This is a genomic window from Maribacter luteocoastalis, from assembly GCF_048890225.1.
Lineage (GTDB): Bacteria > Bacteroidota > Bacteroidia > Flavobacteriales > Flavobacteriaceae > Maribacter > Maribacter luteocoastalis.
Map to the genome: position 1 here is coordinate 127,705 of NZ_JBMFZG010000003.1, position 25,880 is coordinate 153,584.

Genomic DNA, 25,880 nt, shown 5'->3' on the forward strand with positions numbered 1-25,880 from the left:
AATGAAACAAAAACTAAAATTAGGGGCGAGTACATGGTTATGGGAATCCCCTTTTAATACAGAATCGGTTACATTATTTCCCAAAATAAAGGCTCTTGGCTATGATTTGGTAGAAATACCTGTTGAAGATCCAAAATTAGTAGATGGACAAGAAGTTAAAAAGGCATTAATAGATAGTGGTCTAGAAGTAAGTGTTTGCGGTGCATTTGGGCCAAGTAAGGATTTAACCCATGATGATGTTAAGGTGCATCAACAATGCTTTGATTATTTGGAACAATGTTTTGATCTCTGTAACCTATTGGGTGCGCAATTTTTGGCAGGGCCTATGTATTCTGCTGTGGGTAAAGCTAGAATGGTATCTCAAGACCAAAGAAAAAGGGAATGGGAGTTGGCGGTTTCCAATTTGTATAAAGTCTGTAACATGGCAGATGAAAAGGGACTTAGTATCGCATTGGAACCTTTGAATAGGTTCGAGTCCGATATGGTAAATACTGCCAATGACGTTATGCGATTGGTAAATGATATTAATCACAGATCAGCTAAAGTCTTGTTAGACGGCTTCCATATGACTATTGAGGAAAGCAATATTAGGCAAGCAATAAATACGGTAGGGGATAAGCTTGTTCATCTTCAGGTATCAGAAAACCACAGGGGAATTCCGGGTACAGGATTAACGCCTTGGCATCAATTTAAAGAGGGATTACAAGATATAAATTATCAAGGCGCAGTGGTAATTGAGAGTTTTACCCCAGAAATAAAGGAACTTGCGGCAGCGGTGTGTATTTGGAAGCATATGGCCGACAGTCAAGATGAATTTGCGAGTAAAGGGCTAGAATTTTTAATGAATACGTTTAACAACCAATAATAGTTAATATGAGTAAAAAGAAAATAAGAGTTGCCATTATAGGTTTGGGATTTGGTGCTGAGTTTATACCTATTTACAAAAAACACCCAAATGCGGAGTTGGTAGCGGTTTGCCAGCGTAATGAGGAGAAATTAAACCAATTGGCGGATGCCTTTGAAATTCCAAAACGGTTTACATCTTATGATGAACTATTACAAGATCCAGATATAGATGCAGTTCATATCAATACGCCAATACCAAATCATGGTGAGCAGTCTATAAAAGCGCTGAAAGCGGGTAAACATGTGGCATGTACAGTGCCTATGGCCACTACAGTTGAAGAATGCAGACAGATTGTGGAGCTAACTGAAAAATCTGGGCTAACGTATATGATGATGGAAACCGTGCTGTATGCCCGTGAATTTCTTTATATGAAAGAATTGTACGATAATGGGGAGTTGGGCAAAGTACAGTTTCTAAAGGCCAGTCATCAACAAGATATGGATGGATGGCCAAATTACTGGCCAGGCTTACCGCCAATGCATTACGCTACCCATTGTGTGGGTCCTGTTTTAGGATTAACAGGGGATGAGGCGGAATACGTCTCTTGTTTTGGTTCAGGTACAATACGAGAAGAACTTATTGGCCATTATAATTCACCTTATGCTGTTGAGACGACCCATATTAAGTTCAGAAATTCGGACTTGAGTGCACAGGTTTATCGTTCATTGTTTGATGTCGCTAGACAATACCGTGAGAGTTTTGAGGTATATGGTTCCAAAAAATCAGTGGAATGGCCATTAATAGAAGGAAACCCATTAGTGGTTCATACCGCTAAAAAGCCAGAGGCAGAAATCCCAGAGGAAGTACAGAGTCCAGATTTTGCGAAATTACTACCAGAAGAAATACAGGACTTTACAACAAAAGGGGTTTATGATGAAGATGAAAATCAACACTTGTCTTTTACACAAGGTGCAGGTCATGGAGGATCACACCCACATTTAGTGCATGTTTTTATTGATGCACTGGCGAAAGGCAAGTCGCCTTATCCTAACGCAAAACAATCGGCAAACATAACTTGTGTAGGTATTTTGGCGCATGAATCAGCTGAAAAAGGAGGTGAAATCATAAAACTGCCCAGTTTTACATTGTCATCTTAAGTAAGATACAGCCAACCACGTAAAAAACCGGAATCACTATGTTATGATTTCGGTTTTTTTATGGGTTTATAATAGGTTCTAGTGAAATGAAATCCCACTCGAACAATTCATCACGTAATTTCTACAGTTCAGTAATTTTCATTGTTAGTCCTATGATTCTTGGCTCAATTTTGTACCATAAAAATTAAAAAATAGTAGTCATGAAAAAAAAGGTACTAGTACTAGCGGTTCTATTCTCTGCATGGATGAATGCCCAGGATCAATATACCAAAGGTATGCAAAAGGCATTTGAATTATGGGGACAGGGAAAACCTGTTGCGGCTTCCAATTTGTTTGAACGCATAAGCTCAGTGGAGCTGGATAATTGGTTGCCTTATTACTACGTGGCGCAGGTGAATACCGTAATGTCATTTGATGAAAAGGATGAAGCTAGATTAAAACAACAATTAGATAAAGCTAGGGAGTTCTTGGAATTGGCTAAGGTTATTTCCCCAGATAATCCAGAAATTTTGGTGCAAGAAGCTATGATGCATACCGCTTGGATTATTTTTGATGGTGCCACGTACGGGATGACACTTTCTGGAAAAGTAGCGGCATTATATGCGAAAGCTATTAAATTAGGTCCTAAGAACCCTAGGGTTGTATTTTCAAAAGCCGAATGGGACATGGGTGCCGCAAGGTATTTTGGACAGGATTTAGCCCCCTACTGTAAAGATGTAGAACGTTCGTTGGAACTTTTTGCTAACTTTAAACCAGAAAGTCATTTCCATCCTAATTGGGGTGTGGAAAGGGCAATGGAAACATTTGAAAAGTGTAAAGGTTAAGCAATGCAGAAGTTTCTAAAATTGTTAAGAATATCAATTTATATTACAGCAGGGGTAACCCTGCTAAATTTGTTTTTTTTTCTCGATGAGCTCTTTTCTTGGGCGGTATTCCTTAGGTATTTTGGTATTTGTTTTTTGTTCAGTTTTGTACTAACTCTGGTGAACGCCTATTATTATGATGGTGTTTCCATAAGATATGATTGGGCAACGCAGCCCAGGACACGTCTTTGGGTAGGGGCGATCGGTTCCATAATCCTTTCAATTTTAGCCTTTGGACTTATGCGCGTGTTTTTATCCTTGGTGATATATGGTAATTCATTTCGGTTTTTTTTAGAGAACGAAGCATCATCCTCTTATGTGTTCGCTATAGGCTTAACGGCTATGATTTCCTTATTTCTTCATGCTTTTCACTTTTACAAGGCGCTACAAGAGAACCGGGTAAAGGAGCAAAAAATTATTGCCGGTGCGGCATCTGCCAAATTTGACGCACTTAAAAATCAACTGGACCCACATTTTCTTTTTAATAGTCTTAATGTGTTGACCAGTCTAATTGAAGAAGACCCCCATCAGGCGCAAAAATTTACTACTTCCCTTTCTAAAGTATATCGCTATGTGCTAGAACAGAAAAATAAAGATTTGGTTTCCGTAGATGAGGAATTAGAGTTTGCAAGGACTTATGTGAAGCTCCTGAAAATGCGATTTGAGGATAGTATTATTTTAGATATCCCGGAAAAATCCTGTAATCCAGAGGCTAAAATTGTGCCTTTGTCCTTACAATTGTTACTTGAAAATGCCGTAAAACATAATATTGTGAATTCCGCAAAACCCCTACATATTAAAATTTTTGAGGATGACGGACAATTAAAAGTAACCAACAACTTACAGGAAAAACAGGTAGTAAAAAAGAGTAGTGGAGTAGGATTGCAAAATATTCAACAGCGCTACGAGCTCTTAAGTACGCGTAAAATGGAAATTGAAAAAACGGCTACCAATTTCACCGTAATTCTTCCCATGCTGACCCAGAAAGTATCCATTGTGGAAACCCAAGAGGATTTCATTGAGGACAAGCGTTATCAAAAGGCCAAGGAGAAAGTTGAGAATATTAAAGGCTTTTATGGCAATCTTATAGCCTATTGTATTGTAATACCCTGCCTTGCAGTATTAAACTATAATACCACAAGTTTCCCTTGGATAATCTTTCCCGTTGTAGGTTGGGGATTTGGTCTGTTGACCCATGGGTTAGAGGCTTTTGGATATCATCCTCTCTGGGGTAAAAGGTGGGAGGAAAAGAAGCTTCGCCAGTTGATGGAGAAAGATGATTTTTAATTCCGATTCCGTTAAAATAGGATTATATTAATTAAAAGGACACTCCCATTTTGAGCTTTAATTTCTGTCAAGCTCCTCATTAAGACCAAGATTTATTAAGTAACTAGTAGCGTAAGTTACAACCCATCCTCAAAAATATACAGTTGGGTAACTCCCTTTTTTAAATAGTTCTTCTTTTAAAGAACTTTGAAGTATACACAAAAAATAACCATGGGGCCATACTCACTAAAAAGATAAATTATGAATACTTCAAACGAATACAAGTTTAGAAAAGCAAAAGAAAGGGTGGATGCAATTAAATCATTTTACAACAACCTGTTGGCATATTGCCTAGTGATACCTTTTTTAGTATGGGTAAATTACAATACTACAAGTTTTCCTTGGGCCATTTTTCCTGCAATAGGGTGGGGAATAGGATTGGTGGGACATTGGTCAAATGCCTATGGGTATAACCCCATATTAGGCAAAGATTGGGAAGAACGTAAAATTAGGGAATTTATGAATGGTGAGGAGTTTTAAGGAAAAAAGTATCTTTAAGTGATTCTTATCATCAACAAACGTAACTATCATGACACACAGAGATAAAGAAACGAAATATTATAGAGCAAAGGAACGGGTAGACAACCTAAAAAAATTCTACACAAGCCTACTTTCCTATGTACTATTCATTGCCTTTTTGGCTGGTGTAAATTACTGGTTAGATCAATGGAATTATCCGTGGTTTCTTTGGGCCGCATTTGGATGGGGAATTGGGTTGGTATTCCAGGCAGTGAAAGTATTTGGGTACAATCCAATTCTAGGAAAAGACTGGGAAACCAGAAAGATGAACGAGTTAATGAAGGAAGATGAAGAACAAGAAAAATGGAGATAACCATGGAAAGAAAGGATAAAAAAATGGAAAGGGCCAAGGAAAGGCTAAAGGAATTAAAAGGATTTTACTGGCATTTAGCCGCTTACATCGGGGTAAATAGTTTTATTACTATCTCTACCATAATAGGTAGGATGAATAATGGATCAGATTTTGTGGATGTGCTGGATTTTGGAACGTTTGCGGTATGGTTTTTCTGGGGAATTGGTTTATTTTTTCATGGCTTGAAGGTGTTCTCCTATAATCCTATTTTTTCGAAAGAGTGGGAAGAACGTCAAATTCAAAAATATATTGAGAAGGACAAACGTGAGGCCCAAAAATTCAAGTAAAAAAGGGAAGGGCATTTCAAATAATCAAGACGATAACTAATGGTAGATACTAGCGAAAAAGAAAGATTAGATAGAGCACGTAAAAGAATAGCTGAAATAAAAGGCTTTTATACGCATCTCACGGTATATTTAATCATAAATACTGCGATTACATTAATGAAAATAATAGGTAACGCCTATTATGGCGAATATTTTATGGGGCCTTTCTTGCATTTCAGTACGTTGGCAACTTGGCTTTTTTGGGGAATAGGCCTTTTTCTACATGGGGTAAAAGTATTCTCTGTTAAAACCATTTTTTCTAAAGAATGGGAAGAGCGTCAATTGAAAAAAATTATGGATAAGGATAAAAGAGATAAGGAAAAATTTAGTTGAAATGGAATCAAAGCAATCGTTAAAATTTTTAAAGGCCCAAGAACGGGTCAACGATATGAAAAAGTTCTATCGTCACCTGAGGGTCTATAGTATTGTGAACGTAGTGTTGCTTTTTGTAAAGCTGAATCTTTTTGAATGGTTCAAAGGCGATTATGATTGGATGCAATCTGCCAACTTTACTAATTGGTTTAGTATAAATATTATAGGAACACCCCTACTTTGGGGAATAGGATTGGCGATACATGGACTATATGTATTTAAACTAAAGTCTAAGTCTTGGAAAGAATTAAAACCGGAATTCCTTAGAAGGTGGGAAGAAAAACAATTGGAGAAGATCTTAAGGGAAAATGAAGAAAACGAAATCAAAAAGCAATAGTCTAAATTTAACACCTTTAATTACTTAGAAAGCAAAGCAATAAAATGAACGTAATAATAATAGAAGATGAAAAACCGGCCGCAAGGCGATTGGGAAGGCTATTGTCGGAATTGGAGGTAGAAGTCTCTACCATGTTGCATTCTGTGGAAGAATCCATTGCATGGTTTAAAGAGAACCAGCACCCCGACCTTATTTTTTTGGACATACAGTTATCCGATGGTCTATCGTTTGAAATATTTGACATTGTAGAAGTCAAAAGTGCCATCATATTCACCACTGCTTATGATGAATATGCATTACAGGCCTTTAAACTCAATAGCATAGATTACTTGCTGAAACCTATAGATGATGAGGAATTGGAAAGTGCCGTAAATAAATATAGATCCTTAAAGCCGGAGTTCAAAAAATTATCGTTGGATTTTGAGGATATTAAAAACCTTCTGGTAAATCCCATTGAGCGAGAGTTTAAAAAAAGATTTACCGCCAAGGTAGGACAGCATCTAAAAATTATAAATGCAGATGAGGTGGAATGTTTTTATAGTGAAAACAAAGGTACCTACGCAGCAACGACTGACGGTAGAAACTACCTTTTGGATACCACGTTAGAGCATTTGGAAAATGAATTGGAACCTAAAATATTTTTTAGGGTAAGTCGTAGACACTACATCAATATTAATCATATTAAAGATATAATTTCATACACCAATTCTCGACTTCAAATTAAGTTAAATACCTTTTCTGAACAGGAAATTATAGTTAGCAGGGAGCGTGTAAAAGACTTTAAGTTATGGTTGGAGTAATATTAATTAAATAGCTGAAAAGGAGTTATTTGTAATTTAGTATAAATTTTATCTATATCCTTAAAACTGATACTTTACTCAGTTTTTTCAATCCGATTTTCATCAAATGATGATGGTAATAATTTGGGAATTAATTTTATAAAAATTGGGAGGAGAACCGCACCGCCCGGTAGAAGAAAAATTGCCAAAGAAGGTATACTTTTAAAAATATCCAACAACTGTTCCTGTACTTTTTTTCGTTCTTCTTCAGATAGGTCCCTTAACGTAGATTTAGATAAAAGGGTTACCAGTTCAGCACTTTCAGACAGTTCTTTTTGGAGTCTTTTGCTATTTCTTAAAATTAGCCTATTAACTAATCTTCCCATACTATCATAAAACTGTACGGCCAAATTTTGTTCCTTAAGAATAGGTATGGTTGCAGAATTTTTGGCAAAAAAATGTGTGACATCTGTCAGTGATGTACGAATGACTTCGTCTTCTAAACCTAGGTCTTTTCCAATGCCATAGATGAATTCAGATTCTTGGTATTCCAAAGAATGGTCTTCCCAAACGGTAAGACATGCCATATCTAAAAGGTATTGGTTTTCCCAAATAGATTCATTGGCCAAAAGTTGTTTCCTGTAAGACCCATCAAATTGTTTTGATTCGCTGGTTATATATGTTAAGGATGAGGCTAAGAGCTGTGCCAGTTTTTCATCCTTTTTATTCATCTCTTTAGAATTTAAAGCGTGATAAGTAATGTTTATGGCTAAATACTCTAGTCGTTGGGCATGTTGTACTATGTTCTTTGTGTTTGTTAAATAGGTTCTGAATAAAAGAACATCTACAAATAAGAGAGAATTGGTAATGAAACTATTAAATGTTTTACTAATAATATTGTCTTCTAGATAAACTCTGGATTCTAAAACCTTCTCCAATTTATTTGATGTTTTGCTACCCGTAAACAGTTTGCCTAAAAAAGAAACGGTATTAACTTCTAAACTTTTATAAAATTTAAAAATTTCCTCAACAAAACTATGGAAGTCGGTTTGTAAGGTTTCTAGCTGGTAGGTAAAGTATAGAGCACTTAAAAGATTTATTTTTCCTTTTTCGTCCTCGGATAGTTTATGATTGGGAGTTATGAAGGATGGTATACCAACATTAATTCCATATACAAAACCATTTTCCTTTAAGTCTATATATAGCTTTTCAAAATTTGGATATAGACTTTGATGCTTGGTAACAAGCGATCCAAATTTTTCTATCCAGCCAGTGGCGGAAGGGTTCATAGTAAGCTATTTTATCTGTGGTAAAGTTAAGTAAATGATAAAATTAAAATTCCAACTCCATTAATTTCCATAGTACAATCAATGATAAATAGAAATTCTTTTTAATTATTTAAAAAACGGATTCTAATTAACCGTCTGAAAAATAATCATTTACGAAGATTATAAGTCAAACATCCTCTGATTACTGGTTTAACTTTTTTTTAACATTTCAAACCAAACCCTTCAAACAATGTCCCGTAAATAAGGGTGATTCTAATCTAAAAATTAAATAGAAATGAAAAAATCAAAATTGTTTTTTGGTCTTGGGGCACTAGCCATTGTTGGGGCCTTATTAGTGGCAGCGGATCATATCGATGCTCCAGGTTCAATGGGAACTACGGCCGATATTGCTGATTATTATGCTTTTGAACCTTCTGAGGGTTCTAATAACACTGTTTTTGCGGTGGATCTGCAATCCAATGTATTGCCAGATTTAGCATATGGTACATTTGATGAGAACATCTTAACGGAAATAAATATTGATACCGATGGGGACTTGGTAGAAGACCTCGTTATTCAAGCCATTCCAAGAGATGGTAAAATGTATTTTTTTGGACCGGCGGTACCTTCATCTACGGGCACAAGCAGTGAAGTTTTGGTAGGCAGTCCTTTAGGTTCTGTAGATATTTCAGCAGAAACAGCAATAGTTGAGACGACTACCGACGGGGTTTCCTTATTTGCCGGACCCAGACAAGATGCTTTTTTCTTTGACTTTTTTCAATTCAATGCAGTAATTGGAGGCATGGCACCAGAAGGTTTTAAGCCAGCTGGAAATCCAATGAGTACGGATGATGACGATACAACAGGCGTAGACACTTTTGATGGTGCGAATACCATGTCTATCGTGGTAGAATTGCCAAACAGTTTATTAGGGGAAACCACTGCTCAGAACGCTTTAGGTCTTACCGTATATAAGACTTGGGTAACTACAAATGCAAAACAATAAGAAACCTTTAAAAAGAAATAAAATGAGACTAAATACTATTAAAATTATGTTTTTATCACTTTATACGGTGGCAGCTTTGTCATCCTGTGATAACGATGACAATTATGAATCTGGACTTCAAGCAACATGTAGTGATGGTATCATGAATGGTAATGAAACTGGAGTTGATTGTGGTGGCACTTCCTGTGTGCCCTGTGAAGATGACAGTATGCAACCTATGATGCCAGATTTTACAGGTATATATGCCCAAGTAGATTTTATGGGGCGACCCGGGATCAATACCGTACTTAGTGCTGATGACGCAACAAAAGATGCCCATAATATGGCAATCCCCTCTGAAATGAGTGCTGCTTTTCAAGCAGGATTTGAAGCTAGGTTAGAGCAATACCATGATGTATATGCAGTTTTGTTAGGCGCTGATCCGGCTGATGTGAATTATGAGAACAATATCCTAGGACTTGATGCTGCAACGTTAACCGGTTATTTAGCGGCTGATGTGTTGGAGGTTGCTCCCGATTTGCCAACAACGTATTTCAATCCTGGAACGGATAATGACATGGATGGCAGAATTTTAGTGCCAGATGGTGATGAGGTGGCATTAACAGGTAGGACACCACAAGATGATATAATTGATATTTCCTTGATTCTTTTATTTGGAGGTATGGAAGGTGATCGTTTTAGTGGTCAAGATACAGATATGGATGGTGTATCAGATTTACCAAGATTAACATCAGATGGTGTTGGGCTTACCGCCGATATATCAACAACTTTCCCTTATTTGGGAGCTCCTGAATAAGTCTATGAAAAAGGAGCATATGGGAGGGCTTTAATGCTCTCCCATATTTTAATCATTCTAATTTCATCCAACAAAAAACACATCCATGAAACCTATATTATATCTTATTACGTTGATGTTTTTCATTTCTTGTGCCACTGAAAATGGTTCTTCAGTAGCACAAAAAGAAGATTATGACAAATATTTAGTTGTGAACCCTATTAAAACTACGTCCAAGTATTTTGAACTTTGGAATTCAAAAATTAGGCCTGATAGTATGCAATTAACCAGTTTTGGTGTGGTTGGTGGCGAATACAATAGATATTTTAAAAATACCGGTGATATCCAATACTTAAAGAAGGCGGAGAAAAGTTTTAGGAAAGCTGTAGAAATAGCGGCTGTGGGTAGGGCCGGATATCATAGGGCATTGGCCAGAAATTACATATCACAACATAGATTTAAAGAGGCATTGGTAGATGCTGAGAAAGCTAAAGCTATTGGTAGTGATTTAAGTGCAACCCAAAGCTTGCTATTTGATGTTCATATGGAACTTGGCAACTATGGAACAGCAGAAAAATATCTGGACAGTATTAAAAACATGACTGATTTTGGATATCTAATCAGGTTATCTAAATGGAACGATTACAAAGGAGATTTAGATACTACAATTAAATTTATGGAGAAGGCTAAAAATATAGCTGAAGCCTCCAAAAATAAAGAGCTTATGATATGGAGTTATACCAATTTGGCCGATTATTACGGTCATGCAGGCCGTATAGACGAATCCTATGAGCACTATTTAATGTCTTTGGAAATAGACCCTACCAATGCCTATGCTAAAAAAGGTATAGCCTGGATAGTATTTTCCAAAGATAAAAATCCGGAAGAGGCTCTTAGAATCTTAGATTCTGTTACCATGTCTTATAATGCACCGGATTATTTCTTATTAAAAGCGGAAATAGCAGACTACTTGGGTGATGATATTAAAAGACTCCAAAATTTAGACCATTACTTTTTAAATGTTAAAAATCCAGATTATGGTGAAATGTATAATGGGTATAACCTTAGTTTGTTTATTGATGAAACAAATCAGTTTGATAAAGCGATAAAATTGGCACAAAGGGAGGTTGAAAATAGACCCACACCAGAATCATATAGCTGGTTGGCCTTTAGTTATCTAAAGAAGGGTGATAAGAATAAGGCTAAAGAAATCATAGATACATATGTTGTAAATAAAACGTTTGAACCTATTCTTTTATACCATGCTGCCGAGGTATATAAGGCCCATAATGAATTAGAAAAGGTAAAAGAACTAAAAGGAGAATTAATAGGCGCTCTTTATGAGCTAGGTCCTAATATGGAAAAGCAAATCCAGGAATTGTAATTATTGCCCACTTATTTTTACACCCGGTTTGTTTTAGGTTGGATTGTTTTATGGAAACGCCATGATCATTAGATCATGGCGTTTTTTGTCTCAACCCGTGTATTTCGTCGAAAATTAGTCTTTTTTTAACAAGCGTATAGATGAAATGTATATATTTATCGATGAAGCGCAAGGTTGAATAAATTAATAGCCCAATGATTAATTCAATCTTTTGAATTTAACCAAAACCAACTACTTTTTTAAATTACTTTAGTTATGGATTATATTCTATTCTCCTTATGGATTGTCGCTATGGCGGTTATGGTAGGTAAAAGTATTTTGGCCTATCGTTCTCTACAAAGAACCTTAAACCAAAAAAACACAATTATTTAGTAAGTATTAGTTTCCTAATTAGTACAGGTAGCAAGATTAGATCCAGTACCAATGCGGTGACTAGGGTAACGCTTATAATTATTCCTATAGTTCTGCTGGGTTGATGTATTGAAAATAACAGTACCATAAACCCGAAAAATAAGATTATTGTGGTTATTACCAAAGCTCGGCCCGTTTGGGAAAATGTTTTTTCCATTGCCTGTTCTTGGGTAAGTCCTTGCGATATGCCTAATTTGTACTTTGCTAAAAAATGTATAGTATCATCTACGGCTATTCCAAATACTATGGCGAAGACTACGGATAATGATGCTTCTAACGGTATACCCAGGAATCCTAATATAGCGGCAGAAAATAAAATAGGCAAAAGATTGGGTATTAAAGAAATAACGAACATTTTCAAGTCCTTAAATACAATGGCCATTAGTATGCCAATTAAGAGTAGACCATAAAAAAGGCCTTCTAAAAGACTAGCCCTTATATATTCTGAATTTTTATCCAATAATTTGCTTTTACCGGTAACCTTCACTTTAATTTTGGTGGTATCCAAGGTATGCTTGGCAAATGATTCTATTTTTGTATAGATAAGCTTTAAACTATCTGTACCTATATCTTGTAACCTTCCATTTATTCGTGCTATTTTTCCAGATTGGTTAACGTACTGTTTTAATTGATTTTGTGCTAACCTATTCGCATCCTTTTTATATCGTGCAAAAGTTGTGGCATCGTCAGGTAGTTTAAAGAAACTTGCCTTGTTAAGGTTATTGGCCTTATTAATGATCTTATACACGAAATTCGGGGATTGAATATTGCCAATACTTTTAATTTTATCAAGAAAGCTTGTTAGCTGCTCAATTTCCTTTGCGATTGCAAAATCGGTAGCCTTGTATCCTTCTTGTACAAGAATGGCTATTTCTAAAGGTCTAAAACCGGCATAGTTGGTTTGGAAATACTCGAAGTCATTCGCAATTTTACTGTCGTTGGGAAGAGTTTGCTTAAATTGATTATCTGTACTGATCAAACCTATTCCCAAACCACAAAAAATGGTAAATACAATGGTGCCGTAAATAATCCTTTTTGGATAGTTTTTGGTGAAAGTATTGATACCCAACAAATAACCAATCCATTTTTTTGATACACTTTTTTGACCTAGTAATCTTTTCTCCGGCACACTGATTAAAAGTGACCCAGTAAATAAAATTACAGTAACATAGGCTACTATAACGCCTATAGCTGCATTAATACCAAAATCCTGTATACTTACCAATCTGGAGGAAAGCAAGGTAACAAACCCAATAGCAGTAGTTACGGAGGTTAGAAGTGTAGTGAGGCCTACTTCCTTTAATGATGATACTATTGCCCCGTACCGCTCACGCCCGTTTTGCAGTTTTCTTATAAAACTATCGGTTAGGTGAATAACATCTGAGGTACCTACTATTAGCATTAAAACAGGATAGAATGCCGCCATGGCATTTAATTCCTTCCCAAGAATGGCCAGTAGGCCCATAAAGAGTAATAATGACAACGCAATGGACAAAACCGAAATAAGAACTACAGGTAAACTTCTATACACCAATACCAGTATGATAAACACTAAAACAGCGGCAATAATAGTGGTCTTTAGTACTTCATTTTTTTGCATATCTACTATGGCTTCGTAAAAAAAAGCCCTTCCTAATAGGTGATATTGATTTAATTGGCTGTTTTTAAGAGCTGTTCTTACCTGGTTTAATAACACTTCAGACTGTTTATAGTCTAAATTATCATCGGTCTGTAAGGCCACGACTAAGGAGTTTGCCTTTTCGTTGATAAGCATGTTAATGAAGATGGAATCCTCTTTTATTTTTTTCCAGTCTTTGCTATAGTTTTCTGGTTCTTCTACATGTATTATGGGTAAGCTTGTATACCCAAAAGATGTTTTTAGTGGATAGGATAATGAGGTAAGGGAAGCACTGGCGGTAACAAATTCAAAATCCTTACTGGCTTTTGAAAATTCATGAAATTTATTCAAAAAATCTTTTTCAAAAACTGAGTTTTTATTTTCAATGGCAACTAGTAGAAAATTATCATCTGTGCCAAATTCTTTGGTAAAGTCTTCATAAAAAGCCAATTCTGGGTCTTCTTCTGGAAAAAATTGGCTAAAATCAAAAGAGAATTTTAGATTACCTAGGACAGATGCCGAAAGTATTCCAAGAACAATAAAAATTAAGATACCTAGACTTTTTAGTAAAGGAAGTCTTTTTATAAGGGATGCCAAACGTTCGTTTTTGTCAAATTGGGTGCAAATTAATCAAACTTGGGCATATTGTTATACTAAAGTTTTATTGCCTAATGCTAAGTTATTAAAAGAGTTTTGGTTAGGGCTAATTTCACAACGCAATAAAATTTTCCAAATCTAAAGTCCAGTCATAGTTTTTATATATAAGGTCTGCTCCATCGGTAGTTGGTATAAGTCCTTTATCCTTTAAAATCTTTTTTATACCACTTTTACCACCAAAGTCTCCTCTAAACCAATTAAATAATGAAGTAACTGAAACTTCCTTGGTAACAGGATTATAAGAAGTGGTTCGTTCTAAGTACTTTTTTGTTCCTTTTTCAAACTGTTCATCTAACCTTTCCCATTCATAAATTGCAACTGGTGGACAGTCCTTTGCACCACAGTTTAACGCAAAATGTATTCTGTAGTCCCTCTTGTCTACACGTAATTTACGTTCAAATTTGTTTGGGAACCATTTCCGGATCATTCCTAGTCCATATTCCCATTGTGATTTTCTAATGATACCATGTTCTATTTTTGCAAAAGAAATATGTTCACCGGCAATATGTAATTGATCCATCTTAAAAAAAGCAGCCCTATCCTTATAAAGTTCTGGATTTCTTTTAAGTATTAATTGAATATAGCCATTGTAAATATTTACCCAAAATGCTAGTCTTTTCGCATCTGTATCTAGAGCTATTTCTAATTCAACTAAATCAGCATTAGCAATTTTAGCTTCTATTTCCCCAGTGTCTTTATTATCTTTTAATTGATTCAGAAAATCTTCAGATAGCGAATTAAAATCATCGGGGCTGTTAGTTGCAACCTGCGCTTTAATGTCGCTTTTACAAGCAAAAAACGATATTAGCAGAGTATAAAAAAAGACATTTATATTTTTCATATTTATTATTTTAAGTAACATACCTACGTAAACTAAGGTAAATGGTTTGTCTTTTGAGTCGTAAAAGAACATTAAACTTTCAAAGTTCGGTCGTGTTTATGTTTATTAAATGAAACCCTTAGTACCTTTTCTACGTAGATTTAGTATATTATAAACACGTTTGTTTTAGTGAGAAATTTCAAATAGTTTAAAATAAACAATGCATTTTTTATATGATAACTATAATTATCCCTGCACATAAGGAAAAGCAAAATTTAACCCTGCTTTTAAGCAGTCTAAAAACTTATGAAGGATATGATACTGCAGAGATATTTGTAGCCCTCTCCCCACAGAGCGAAAATAAGTACATTGAATTTGAAAATAGGAATATTCATTTTATCACCTGTGCCAAAAAGGGTAGGGCTGCACAAATGAATGAGGCTGCTAAGTTGGCAAATGGTAATATACTCGTTTTTTTACATGCTGATGTAAAACCACCTTGCTCTTTTTTAACAGATATTAGAAGTACCATTTCCCAAAATTATGATGCAGGTTTTTTTTCCTATAAATTTGACAAAGAGAGTCCATTACTTAAAATTAATGCATCCTTTACCTCTAAGGATGGTATTTTTACCGGAGGAGGAGACCAATGCCTGTTCATTAAAAAGGATATTTTCAATGTCTTGAAGGGCTTTAATGAGGAGCAATTGGTAATGGAGGATTTTGAGTTTTTTAGGAGAATGAAGGAAAATAAAGTGTCTTATACCATTGTTAAAAAAGACCTTGTAGTCTCTGCTAGAAAATACGAAAGTAATTCATACCTCCGCGTAAACCTTTCTAATCTTTTGTTGGTAATATTATTTAAAATGGGCTATTCTAGCCGAAAATTAAAATCGCTGCACGACAAATTAATACGTACCCCATATAATGGTTGAAATTATAAACGGTATTCAACAAATAGGTTTGGGGGTGTCCAATACCAAAGAAGTATTTAATTGGTATAGAAAATATCTTGGATTTGATATTCTCTTGTTTAGGGATGAAGCTACCGCCTCTCTAATGACAAAATATACCAATGGGAAAGCAGAACGAAGGGATGCCTATCTTTCCTTAAATATGAAAGGTGGTGGTGGATTGGAAATATGGCAGTTTAAAGACCGTATTCCCGTGGCACCTAAAACTCCGGTTAGGTTTGGTGATTTTGGTATAAATGCCATGAAATTAAGATCTGCTGATATTCATGCTAGTCATGCCGCACTTCAAAAAATTAATTTGCCCTATTTAGGGATTTTGGACAGTAATGGCACAAAGGTTGGATTTTATTTTACAGATCCATGGGGAAATAATGTTGAAGTAGTTGAAGATGGGTATTCCTTTTCAAAATCCAACACGTATAATGGAGGGGTTTTAGGAGTGATTATCGGTGTTTCGGATATGGAAAGGTCATTGAAATTTTATCAAAAATTACTAGGGTATAAAAATGTGATTTCTGATGGATCAATAGAAATCAATACTAGTGCTACCGCTAATAAATCAGAAAAATTTAGACAGGTAATCCTAGAACATTCCAGGCCTAAAATTGGTGGTTTTGGTGAATTATTGGGACCAACACAGATAGAGTTGCTACAGGCGTTGGACAGGGAAGCAGTTAAAATATATAAAGACCGAGTTTGGGGTGATCTAGGGTACATTCATATTTGTTTTGATGTGCAGGGTATGGATATACTGCGAGATAAGGCCGCTCATTTAAACCATCCATTTACAGTAGATAGTGCCCAAAGCTTTGATATGGGAGATGCAGCAGGGCATTTTAGTTATATTGAAGATCCAGATGGTACGTTAATAGAGTTTGTGGAAACACACAAGGTTCCCATCATAAAAGCCATGGGCCTGTTTTTAAATCTTAAAAAAAGAAATCCAGAAAAACCTTTACCAAAATGGTTGGTAAAAACACTGCGCTTACATAAAATTTCAAAGAATATTTAACAAAAGGCTTAAATTGATTTTTTGCTTTGGTATTAGGGATTTGCCCTATTCCTGACAAGAAAAATATGGCACCTAGAACACCATAAACAATAAGTACCATTATAGTGTCTGTGAAATTCCCAAATAAAATTGCTGCAAATACAAGACCTTCAATTTCAAGATGTGTTCTATACGGTGCCTAAAAATTCTTTAAATCCATGGCTAAAAAATTAGAAAAAATCTAATAAATACCTAAAACTTAAGAGGCAGATACAATACCTAATGTATATAATTGTTCTAAAGTTGGTGATTCACTACCTCCTACCGGCTCTAAGGTTATACCGAATGCTTCAGATTCATTTGGATTTTCCAATGAAAAAACTTTATTTTCATCTGAAGTGAAATCAGCTAAAAGACCAACACTAGTTGGTGTTAAGGTTGGGGATAGTTTAAGGGACCAAACTTGATAAACAAAACCAGCTGGTGGTTCAGGTAATCCTTGGGCGTCTATAAATACTTTTTGCTCTTCTTTATTCCAATATGCCTTAGCATAGGATGTTGGTGAAATCTCTTGTCCACCTAAAGGAACAACCGTTATGTTTTTATCCCTAATGGTACTTAATAATACTTTTGTATTCTCTAATGAAGAATCAGAATCTGCTATTTGTTGTTCTAATTGTATGTTTTGTTGTACAACCACCTCCATTTCAGATTTCAGCTCTTTATTTTGGTCATACACCCAAAACAATCCAATTGCCAATAGGATGGATGCTGCCCATCCTAAATATTGCGTCCAGTTGGCCCTTCCTTTTGTTAATGGAATAACCTTGGTTTCAGTTAGGTCTATTTTTCCTTTGATAGTCTCAAAACCATAAGGAATTACTGTATTTGCCCTGCTGCTTAAGGCTAATATAGCTTCCTCTATGGCAATAATTTCTTTTTGAATTTCTGGATATTCCTTGGCATAGGTGCTTATTTCCAGATTTTCCTTTTCTGAAAGTACCCCGGCAACATAAAGTTCCAGTATTCCCGACGCTATGTAGTTTTGAACATCCATTTACTTCGCATCCATATTTTCCCGTAATTGGGAAATGCAACTTCTATTTCTTGTCTTAACGGTACCTACTGGAATTTCCAGTTCTTCCGCAGCTTCCTTTTGTGTGTATCCCCTAAAATAAAGTAACTCAATTATCTGAACACATTTTTCTTTTAGATTTTGCACTAATTTTCTTAAACCCTTAGTGTCAAAAGAAGTACTATCCTCTTCATTACTGTTATCCAAAATACCTACGAAGTAGTCTATGGAAAGGTTCTTTTTTTGATTTTTATACGACCTACTGCGTATTTCATCGATGGCTGCATTTCTGGCGATGTTCAGAATCCAGGTAAAGAAGCGACCCTTGGATGAGTTATAATTAGAGGAATTGTTCCAAATTTTAATAAAAACATCTTGGCAAATCTCTTGTGAGAGCACATCATCCTTAACTATGGTGTTGATCACACCGCATATATTTTCAGAATACATGCCATAGAGTTTTTCAAAAGCGGAAGCATCCTTCTTTTGAAATTGTTCTACCAAAACCTCTAATTGCATAAATTGTAATTTTCTTTCTAAAAATAGAAAAAGCTACTTCAAAGAGTAGCTTTTTCTTCACTATTTTTTTCTTACTGAATAATACCCGTGCAACTTACTCTTGCACCAGCAGCGCCACTAGGCTGTGAAGTATAGTCATCAACACCTTGGTGCACAATTACCGCCTTGCCAACAATATTTTTGTTTTCATCATCACATCCAATGCACCATTGGTCTGTTGAGAATTCAATAGTAGCGTTACCGTCTGCATCTGCCACAAAATTACCGATATCTCCTTTGTGGTAACCTTCAGCCGCTCCCCATTTACCATGGGGTTCATTGGTAGGGTTCCAGTGCCCTCCGGTAGATGTGCCATCGGCAGCGGAGCAATCGGCTGTCTGGTGAATATGTATGGCATGCTCACCTTCTGATAAACCAATTAAATTAGCTTTCATCTTTACAGTTCCACCTTCACTTGTAAAAGTTACTTCCCCAGTAACGTTACTATCACTTTTTGGTTCCATCATAAATGAAATGCTTTCCATCGCAATTTCCTCTTTTACTTCCTCCATAGTTTCTTCTGCTTCTTCCATACCATCTTTAGCTCCTTTTTTTAAATCTTTACAGCTAAATACAGTTATCGCCACAAGCGCTATTGAAGAAATTTGTATAATTTTTTTCATGTTTTATTTTGTTTAAATATTAAGAAGTATAAAACTAAGAAAATCTACGGGGTATATGAACTCATATCAAAATGATTTTGACCTTATCCCTAATTTCGATTCTTCTCTTTCCTTTTAAATAGGGTTCTTAAGTCCGGGTTATAAAATACACCCACTTGTAATCGGTCATAATCAGTGGAAGTGAAATGGTTTTTTAAGTAGCCCATCTGCACACTGAGGTTTTCTGTAACTTTAATGCCTAAAGCCGCATACAAGCGATTTTGGCCAAACGCATTTCCTTGTAAGTTTAAGAACACTTCGTCATAAAAGTTTAGAAAGAAAATATTGGTTAGTGGCAAGGTTACCTGTAATCTATATCGAGCCCTGTGTTCTGTTCTGCTTAAATCTTCTTCTGGGTCACTACGTATATTTGTTTGCGATATAAAGCGTTGTTCTAAACGATATCGATGTTCAAAAAGGAACTCAGAGACCTTGTTTTTTATAATAAATTGCTCAAAAATACGGTGTTCACCCAGGTTTGACTCTCTAGGACTTTCTACAAAAGTTGGATCAGTATCAATATACCCATACCCAACGGTAGCAGTGGCATTTGGGTTAATATGATAGTTTAACCCGGTACGCAGTAATAATTGATTAAAGTTTTTAGCTTGTTCAAAATAGCGAAGCTGAACTTCCGAATGTATACTTAACCTATCTGAAATTCTATTGGTCCCAAAATACATATGCCAACTACCTAGTTTATCTTCTCCGGTTTCTTGAGCAGATAGTTTTAAGGTACATATAGTCAATATAAATGCTAAAAATAATTTGTTCATTTTATTTGTTTACTGTTGTATTACGGTTAAAAGTAAAGTTCTTTGTTTCCTTTAAAAGTAGACAATTTTAATGCCTCTATACCTTCATGATATTCTTTCCATTTTCCAATAAATTCTGTGGATTCCTTTCTTTTTAGGTGTTTAGTATTGTAAAGTACAATTTAATCTATCCCCAACATAAAAATCAAATTGAATAGAATCTTTTTCTGAATGCCTATTAATTTATGTTACTGTTTTTTTTTGCTTTAAATCCCGTTACTTCTGCTCCAAATCTACTACCAATAGGTTGTTGGAAAGCTGGGTAGTACGCTCTTGGCAGATTAAAACGTTTGGTATTTTAATTTGATTGGTTTTGACCGATGCAACAATTGATGTGCTTGGTAAGTGGTCTATTTATGCAAGTTTTAAATACAAAATGCCAATTGGGAAAAATGCATGTACAGAACTGGTAGTTTTCGAAATCCTAGGTGCAATAATTCTGCTTTAAAACGACTAAAGACGATACTTTTCAACTCAAATGCTACATATCCATTAAAATAATTTACCCTTAATGTAGATTGAAGCCAATATTCAAACTTAGAAAATGAAATTATAGTGTAAGAAAATAGAGCAAAAAGGCTAAATTTAATGGTCTGGGTTTATTGAAAAAATTGGCGCTTTTTACACCCTACGTAGCTTACTCAAAACCAAAAGCTGACAAAATGAAATTCCAAAGCCGAAAAGACATAGTATTTAGCTCAGTTATTCTTGGACTAATTGCCTTATTACTCTCAATTGCCATTATCGGTCTGGTTACTGAAGAAATGGACGAGTGCAAATATTGGACATTGATCCCTATTCCTATATTTATAGGATTTTTTTTCTGGTTGTATTTCGGAACGAACTATGAATTGACCAAAACGGAGTTTATTTATAGATGTGGGCCATTTAATGGAAAAATAAGCCTTGGACGAATTACAGAAATTGGACAAGGAAACCCACCATGGATTGGTTTAAAATACGCAACTGCAAGAAATGGTTTAAGAGTAAAATATGATAAGCATAATGAAATTTATATAAGCCCCAAAACCAATGAATCTTTTATCGAAAAAATACTTGAGTTGAATAATGAAATAAAAATAACGGAATAACCAACCAAACTCGTGACTGAAAAAGATAAAATGTTAAAAGGAGTGTATTATGATTCTAGAGATTCGGAATTGATAAAAATGTATCATAAGGCGCGTAAATTATTGAAAAAGTACAACAATATTGATTCGGAATTAGTGGTACAGCGAGAACAGATTTTAGCGGAACTATTAGAATTTAAAGGGAATGGAGTTTGGATTGAATCACCTTTCTTTTGTGACTATGGCGAAAATATTTCAATTGGAGAAAACACATTTGTAAATACGAATTGTATGTTTTTGGACAATAATAAAATAACTATTGGAAAAAATGGATTAATTGCGCCTTACGTGCAAATTTATACTGCAAGTCATCCTTTAAAAGCATCAGAACGAATTATAGGGAAAGGCATAGGATCTCGCTATTTGACATCAACAAAGCCAGTAAATATTGGTGATAATGTTTGGATTGGTGGAAATTCAGTGATTTTTCCTGGCGTAACTATTGGTCATAATGTCACTATAGGTGCTGGTAGTGTAGTAACCAAAAGTTTACCAGATAATGTCTTGGCTTTTGGCAATCCTTGTAAAATTAGAAGCGAACTTTGAAAAATGTTTGGTAATGGGAAAACACATTACTTTTTATAGACCACGCCATCTTTCATTACAAACATTACATCTCCCATTCTGTTGATATCATTAGAAGGGTTGCCTTTTACCGCAATGATATCGGCAAGGTACCCCTCCTTTAAATTCCCTAAATCTTCTAAGTGAAATATTTTTGCATTGCCTGATGTAGCCGCTTTAAGTACAGCCAATGGAGACATACCGTAATCTACCAAAAGTTCCATCTCCTTGTGATTTTTGCCATGTGCAAAGACACCTACATCACCACCAAAAACAATATTTACACCAGAATCTAGAGCTGTTTTAAAGGATTTTCGTTTTTGTTGAATACGATCTGGTTCTGGCTCAGTGGCATTATTCCACCCGCGATATTGGGTTATAGCGTCCCCAGCAGCTAGGGTGGGGCAGTACCCAATACCTTTTTCTTTCATCATTTTAAAAATAGCCAATGTTCCACCATCACCATGTTCAATGGTTTCTACGCCACCTTCAATTGCTCTTTTCATGCCTTCTGGTGTACTGGCATGGGCAACCACATATTTTCCTGCACTTTTTGCAGTGGCAACCATGGCATTAATTTCCTCCTGTAAAAAAGTAGGTTGGGAATCAGCTCCGGGTGTCCATCTATAATCGGCATATATTTTAATGAAATCTGCCCCATTGCCCATTTGTTTTCGCACGGTTTCAATGCAATGCGCTACCCCACTTGCGGTATCAGCGCCTAATGGGGTACTTACCCCATCATGAAAGCCTTTAGGTCCATAAGCTCCTGTAGCAACAATTGCAGGTCCGGCAACCAATAATCTGGGGCCTGTTACAATGCCATTGTCTATAGTTTTTTTGAGATATACGTCTGCATAACCAGCACCTTCAGAACCTAGATCCCGCATTGTTGTGATGCCTGCCATCAAGGAGTTTTTTGCATGTACCGTGCCTCTGATAGCTCTTTCTACAGGTGATTCTTTCAATACCTGATCATTCCATTCTGTCTCATTGTACGGGTGTAATAAGAGATGTGAGTGCCCTTCAATAATACCAGGTAGTAAGGTTGTACCCTTCAAATCTATTATTTCAGCTATTTTAGTTTTTGGAATGGTAGTGACAGGGCCGGTATAATGGATTTTATTTTCATTTACCAGTACCACCCAGCCCTCATGCATTTCTGTTCCATCAAATACCCTATCCGGCTGAAGTAGTGTTTGGCTTGTTAAGGTTAGGCTATAGCTTAGGAATAAAATTAGCAGATACTTCATTTGTCTTAATTTTAATGTATTATGGTTTAATAACAGCCGATTTCAGTAATGAATCCAATTGCTTTGAATTATAATACCTCCCTTTCTTAATTACCATAAAGATATCGCTTGAATTCTTTATATCCTTTAACGGATTATCATTTAACAGAACTAGGTCCGCTATTTTATTTTCTGATATTTCGCCATAATCATTATCTTTTTTAAGGAATTTACTTCCGTTGTATGCAGATGTTCTAAGTGCTTCTAAAGGAGAAATACCAATGGAGACCATAGCTTCCAATTCTTTATGCAAAGAAACCCCAGGGTATGTAAAACTGTTATAGGCACCACTATCGGAACCAGCCAATAGGGAAACCCCAGATTTATTTAAGTTTAATGCCAATTCCCCAAAAAAACTATCCAAAGCTTTTCTGTCGGCTATAGTTTTGGCAGTAGCATATTTAACTCGGTTTATTCTACCTTCATAGGTCTTTATGATAGCTGCTGACATATAATTTAAATAAGGGTCTTTACTATGGTCGTTTTCCTCTAAATAACTCAAAGTATGGCCAATATGCAGAGTTGGGACCACAAATACATTATTGGATTTCAGTTGGTTAAAGGTGCGCTTTGCAATACTGTCTTGATATGTGCTTTGCAAAAGTGGCATAGCATCCCAAAAGCCCATTTCATTCTTCACTAATTTGGCAGTAATTTCCTGTTCATTGCCAGAACAGCCTTTCATAATGTAGTATAAGTGTTCTACGGCATCTAGTCCAGCTAAAATGGTTTCTTCCAAGGTAACCGTAAAAGGCATGTGTCCCGAGGTAATCAACCCTCTATTTTCTGCTGCTTCAATAGTTTTCAAATAGGCATCGCCTGAAATTTTGCTATCATAAAGTTTTACAAAGTCAACAGGAATTTTTTCCAAGGAATCCAATGCGATATCAATGCTGACATCATCGGTCACTTGAAGAGAACCAGCCCAAGAGCCACTTGGGCCATCAATTTTTGGGCCAGAGGTAAAAATGGTAGGTCCGTCTAAATTACCATTTTCTATACTTTTTTTCCATGATATTACAGAAGTAGTCAAATCACCTCCAGCATCCCTTACTGTAGTAATACCGTTGGCCAGAAAAAGTTTTAAGAAATTTTTGTTCGCTAAAATTAAACTATCACCACCTCTAAAATGTACATGATTGTCCCAGAATCCTGGTAATGTGTATTTTCCAGTACCATCCACATTTTGAAGAGCGTTGGTGTTCGTCACAGTATTTACGCTATCCAATTTCACAATCTTGCCCTCATTGATAAATATATCAAGGTTTTGTATGGAACCCGTTTGTAAATTAATTACTTGAGTATTGTGGATTTTTAAATCGTATGCAGGTTTGGAATTTTCAGAGCAACTTATCCAAAGGAAGAAGAAAATGATAATATAACTTAAATGAATGATAGTTTTATGATGCATAGAAATAGCTTAAAACAGAAAGGTAAAAAGAATTACCGATTCAAGAATTGTCTAGTTATAATAAATACCAATATCATTATGGAATAGGCTATGAAAAAAGGAATGATATAATGCTGCCAACCAAATGTGAGCATTAAACCAATAAGCAATAATTGAAACCCTAATCCAAATGAAGAAACTGCAGTCATGAACCAATTTGGGAAGCGTTTGTCTTTAGCTGCATTCTTATCTAATCTATAAATTATTTTATCAAAAAAACCGTAGCAAAAAGAATAGACTTTAAACATAATGTTTACTGTTTGCTGACTTTCTCCTTTCAGGGCTTTAGGACTTTTGTTTTCAAAAACCCTACTGGTAGTATCACCATGGTACCTATTTCTAAGTATTACGTAATAGTAATTATAAAGTGTGCCCTGTAATTGTAAACATAAAAATGAAATTATGGTAAGTACAATAAATCCGTTGGTAATATACCAAATGGACAAGAACAGTATTAGGTTAAGGATGATATCAGAAATAGAATCTAAATACCTACCTGTATGTGAGGGTGTCTCTTTAAGTCGAGCCAATTCACCGTCGGCAGCATCAAGGACTGATTTTAGTATTAAAAAAAGAAATGCTAGTCCGTAATGTTCCTTAAGTAAGCAACCAATGGCTATTAGGCCACATATAATAAAACCAATAGTAATGTGTATTGGGGTTAGGGAGGTTGTTTTTAGGACGTTGGCTATTTGAATGGCAAGTGGTCTGCCGTAATCGGATAAATCCAAAAAACGGTGTTCCTCAGGTAGCTTGGACATTTAAAGTGAATTTAAGGGAAAAACCAATAACGAGAACACGTTAGCTTGGCACACCGTTTAAATACATTATAAAAATAATGTTTTATTTACAATTCACATGCTAGAAGGTTAGCTCACAATTTTTAAAAGTCTTTATCTACTACCACCGTTTCTATATTTTAAATTGTCTTCACAGTGTTGTATTATTTCTGAAATGCGCTTTTGCCTCGTTTCCAACCTTTTCGCCTGGTTTAACCAATATAAGTAACTTTTTCGTTGCCCTCTAGTAAATTCTTCAAAGTTGCTGAATGCCAATATATTACTATCAAAGGCTTTTTTTAAATCATCTGGTATAATGCCATTTTCAACATCATCCAACGCTATCCAGGAACCATTATTCTTAGCTATTTTAATAGCGGATAATCCACTTTCATGCATTTTGTTATCCCTTAGTAAATCCTTTATATAATTTTTATTGACCTTACTCCAAACACTTTTTGGTTTTCGGGGACAGAAATATTGTCTTCTTTTCCCATTCCCAAGACTTTTAACGGTGCTGTCTATCCATCCATAACAAAGGGCAACACGCACTGCTTCTTCCCATCTCATACTTTGAGATTCATGATCTATCTTATAAAATATGAGGTAAATTCCTTTGCATGTCAAGTGATTATCATGTAGCCATACCCTAAATTCACTGTCTTTTTGAAAGTATAACTCTGGAATAGTTGACACAATCTTTGTATTTTATATTAAATTTTCATAAAAATACAATCTTAGGTATAAATTCTGTTGGTAAATACCATTCCTAA

Annotated in this window: 28 protein-coding genes; 17 read left to right on the top strand and 11 right to left on the bottom strand. The window is 35.5% G+C overall.

What is annotated here, in order from left to right; genetic code table 11:
* Position 1: 1 nt before the first annotated feature.
* The 10 genes from ACOCEA_RS07755 (at position 2) to ACOCEA_RS07800 (ending at position 6,899) form a co-directional block, all read left to right on the top strand.
* Positions 2-865 carry a sugar phosphate isomerase/epimerase family protein gene (locus ACOCEA_RS07755; RefSeq protein WP_420755656.1) on the top strand — a complete coding sequence of 288 codons (864 nt, stop codon included), beginning with the start codon at positions 2-4 and terminating at the stop codon, positions 863-865.
* Positions 866-873: 8 nt separating this feature from the next.
* The gene (locus ACOCEA_RS07760; protein ID WP_420755657.1) at positions 874-2,004 is read left to right on the top strand and encodes a Gfo/Idh/MocA family oxidoreductase; all 1,131 of its coding nucleotides are present in this window, start codon (positions 874-876) and stop codon (positions 2,002-2,004) included.
* Positions 2,005-2,204: 200 nt separating this feature from the next.
* Positions 2,205-2,828: a hypothetical protein gene (locus tag ACOCEA_RS07765; protein WP_420755658.1), complete on the top strand. Its 624-nt coding sequence runs from the start codon at positions 2,205-2,207 to the stop codon at positions 2,826-2,828.
* 3 nt (positions 2,829-2,831) lie between these two features.
* Positions 2,832-4,154, top strand: a complete 1,323-nt coding sequence (locus ACOCEA_RS07770; protein WP_420755659.1) for a 2TM domain-containing protein — start codon at positions 2,832-2,834, stop codon at positions 4,152-4,154.
* Positions 4,155-4,394: 240 nt separating this feature from the next.
* Positions 4,395-4,673 (top strand): 2TM domain-containing protein, encoded by a 279-nt coding sequence (locus tag ACOCEA_RS07775; protein ID WP_420755660.1) that lies wholly within the window; start codon positions 4,395-4,397, stop codon positions 4,671-4,673.
* Positions 4,674-4,722: 49 nt separating this feature from the next.
* On the top strand, positions 4,723-5,025 hold the full coding sequence (locus ACOCEA_RS07780; RefSeq protein WP_420755661.1) for a 2TM domain-containing protein: 303 nt from the start codon (positions 4,723-4,725) through the stop codon (positions 5,023-5,025).
* Positions 5,026-5,027: 2 nt separating this feature from the next.
* On the top strand, positions 5,028-5,351 hold the full coding sequence (locus ACOCEA_RS07785) for a 2TM domain-containing protein (protein ID WP_420755662.1): 324 nt from the start codon (positions 5,028-5,030) through the stop codon (positions 5,349-5,351).
* Positions 5,352-5,390: 39 nt separating this feature from the next.
* Complete coding sequence (locus tag ACOCEA_RS07790; protein WP_420755663.1) at positions 5,391-5,723, top strand: 2TM domain-containing protein; 333 nt, start codon at positions 5,391-5,393, stop codon at positions 5,721-5,723.
* A 1-nt stretch (position 5,724) separates the two neighbouring features.
* Positions 5,725-6,099, top strand: a complete 375-nt coding sequence (locus ACOCEA_RS07795) for a 2TM domain-containing protein (RefSeq protein ID WP_420755664.1) — start codon at positions 5,725-5,727, stop codon at positions 6,097-6,099.
* Between the two features lie 44 nt (positions 6,100-6,143).
* The gene (locus ACOCEA_RS07800) at positions 6,144-6,899 is read left to right on the top strand and encodes a LytR/AlgR family response regulator transcription factor (protein WP_420755665.1); all 756 of its coding nucleotides are present in this window, start codon (positions 6,144-6,146) and stop codon (positions 6,897-6,899) included.
* Between the two features lie 74 nt (positions 6,900-6,973).
* Here ACOCEA_RS07800 and ACOCEA_RS07805 read toward each other — a convergent pair whose 3' ends face one another.
* Positions 6,974-8,167: an LETM1-related biofilm-associated protein gene (locus ACOCEA_RS07805; RefSeq protein ID WP_420755666.1), complete on the bottom strand. Its 1,194-nt coding sequence runs from the start codon at positions 8,165-8,167 to the stop codon at positions 6,974-6,976.
* A 274-nt stretch (positions 8,168-8,441) separates the two neighbouring features.
* On the opposite strand from ACOCEA_RS07805, the gene ACOCEA_RS07810 reads away from it, so the two are divergent.
* The 3 genes from ACOCEA_RS07810 to ACOCEA_RS07820 all read left to right on the top strand — a co-directional run bounded on the left by ACOCEA_RS07810 (position 8,442) and on the right by ACOCEA_RS07820 (position 11,311).
* The gene (locus ACOCEA_RS07810; RefSeq protein ID WP_420755667.1) at positions 8,442-9,152 is read left to right on the top strand and encodes a DUF4331 family protein; all 711 of its coding nucleotides are present in this window, start codon (positions 8,442-8,444) and stop codon (positions 9,150-9,152) included.
* Between the two features lie 22 nt (positions 9,153-9,174).
* Entirely contained in the window at positions 9,175-9,948 is a 774-nt protein-coding gene (locus ACOCEA_RS07815) for a DUF4331 family protein (RefSeq protein WP_420755668.1), read from the top strand.
* 85 nt (positions 9,949-10,033) lie between these two features.
* A complete protein-coding gene (locus tag ACOCEA_RS07820) occupies positions 10,034-11,311 on the top strand; it encodes a tetratricopeptide repeat protein (RefSeq protein WP_420755669.1) in 1,278 nt (425 codons plus the stop codon).
* Between the two features lie 364 nt (positions 11,312-11,675).
* On the opposite strand, the gene ACOCEA_RS07825 is transcribed toward ACOCEA_RS07820, so the two are convergent.
* Positions 11,676-13,937: an efflux RND transporter permease subunit gene (locus ACOCEA_RS07825; RefSeq protein ID WP_420755670.1), complete on the bottom strand. Its 2,262-nt coding sequence runs from the start codon at positions 13,935-13,937 to the stop codon at positions 11,676-11,678.
* Positions 13,938-14,049: 112 nt separating this feature from the next.
* On the bottom strand, positions 14,050-14,838 hold the full coding sequence (locus ACOCEA_RS07830) for a DUF547 domain-containing protein (protein ID WP_420755671.1): 789 nt from the start codon (positions 14,836-14,838) through the stop codon (positions 14,050-14,052).
* A gap of 212 nt (positions 14,839-15,050) precedes the next feature.
* On the opposite strand from ACOCEA_RS07830, the gene ACOCEA_RS07835 reads away from it, so the two are divergent.
* A complete protein-coding gene (locus tag ACOCEA_RS07835; RefSeq protein ID WP_420755672.1) occupies positions 15,051-15,752 on the top strand; it encodes a glycosyltransferase in 702 nt (233 codons plus the stop codon).
* Positions 15,745-16,803, top strand: coding sequence for a VOC family protein (locus tag ACOCEA_RS07840; protein WP_420755673.1), 1,059 nt, complete (start codon positions 15,745-15,747; stop codon positions 16,801-16,803). The genes ACOCEA_RS07835 and ACOCEA_RS07840 overlap by 8 nt, the downstream gene beginning before the upstream one ends.
* Before the next feature lie 238 nt (positions 16,804-17,041).
* Here the strand turns inward: ACOCEA_RS07840 and ACOCEA_RS07845 are convergent, their stop codons facing one another.
* From ACOCEA_RS07845 to ACOCEA_RS07860, 4 genes are all read right to left on the bottom strand, one after another.
* A complete protein-coding gene (locus tag ACOCEA_RS07845; RefSeq protein ID WP_420755674.1) occupies positions 17,042-17,839 on the bottom strand; it encodes an anti-sigma factor in 798 nt (265 codons plus the stop codon).
* Positions 17,840-18,376, bottom strand: a complete 537-nt coding sequence (locus ACOCEA_RS07850; protein WP_420755675.1) for an RNA polymerase sigma factor — start codon at positions 18,374-18,376, stop codon at positions 17,840-17,842.
* A 71-nt stretch (positions 18,377-18,447) separates the two neighbouring features.
* Positions 18,448-19,038 (bottom strand): superoxide dismutase family protein, encoded by a 591-nt coding sequence (locus tag ACOCEA_RS07855; RefSeq protein ID WP_420755676.1) that lies wholly within the window; start codon positions 19,036-19,038, stop codon positions 18,448-18,450.
* A gap of 89 nt (positions 19,039-19,127) precedes the next feature.
* Positions 19,128-19,853: a DUF2490 domain-containing protein gene (locus ACOCEA_RS07860; RefSeq protein ID WP_420755677.1), complete on the bottom strand. Its 726-nt coding sequence runs from the start codon at positions 19,851-19,853 to the stop codon at positions 19,128-19,130.
* A gap of 701 nt (positions 19,854-20,554) precedes the next feature.
* On the opposite strand from ACOCEA_RS07860, the gene ACOCEA_RS07865 reads away from it, so the two are divergent.
* Positions 20,555-20,983 (top strand): PH domain-containing protein, encoded by a 429-nt coding sequence (locus tag ACOCEA_RS07865; RefSeq protein WP_420755678.1) that lies wholly within the window; start codon positions 20,555-20,557, stop codon positions 20,981-20,983.
* Between the two features lie 12 nt (positions 20,984-20,995).
* Positions 20,996-21,568, top strand: coding sequence for a sugar O-acetyltransferase (locus ACOCEA_RS07870; RefSeq protein ID WP_420755679.1), 573 nt, complete (start codon positions 20,996-20,998; stop codon positions 21,566-21,568).
* 26 nt (positions 21,569-21,594) lie between these two features.
* On the opposite strand, the gene ACOCEA_RS07875 is transcribed toward ACOCEA_RS07870, so the two are convergent.
* The 4 genes from ACOCEA_RS07875 to ACOCEA_RS07890 form a co-directional block, all read right to left on the bottom strand.
* On the bottom strand, positions 21,595-22,839 hold the full coding sequence (locus ACOCEA_RS07875; protein ID WP_420755680.1) for a metal-dependent hydrolase family protein: 1,245 nt from the start codon (positions 22,837-22,839) through the stop codon (positions 21,595-21,597).
* 19 nt (positions 22,840-22,858) lie between these two features.
* The gene (locus tag ACOCEA_RS07880) at positions 22,859-24,289 is read right to left on the bottom strand and encodes an amidohydrolase family protein (RefSeq protein ID WP_420755681.1); all 1,431 of its coding nucleotides are present in this window, start codon (positions 24,287-24,289) and stop codon (positions 22,859-22,861) included.
* Positions 24,290-24,321: 32 nt separating this feature from the next.
* Positions 24,322-25,089, bottom strand: a complete 768-nt coding sequence (locus ACOCEA_RS07885; protein WP_420755682.1) for a CDP-alcohol phosphatidyltransferase family protein — start codon at positions 25,087-25,089, stop codon at positions 24,322-24,324.
* A 132-nt stretch (positions 25,090-25,221) separates the two neighbouring features.
* On the bottom strand, positions 25,222-25,803 hold the full coding sequence (locus tag ACOCEA_RS07890; RefSeq protein ID WP_420755683.1) for a YdeI/OmpD-associated family protein: 582 nt from the start codon (positions 25,801-25,803) through the stop codon (positions 25,222-25,224).
* Positions 25,804-25,880: the final 77 nt, after the last annotated feature.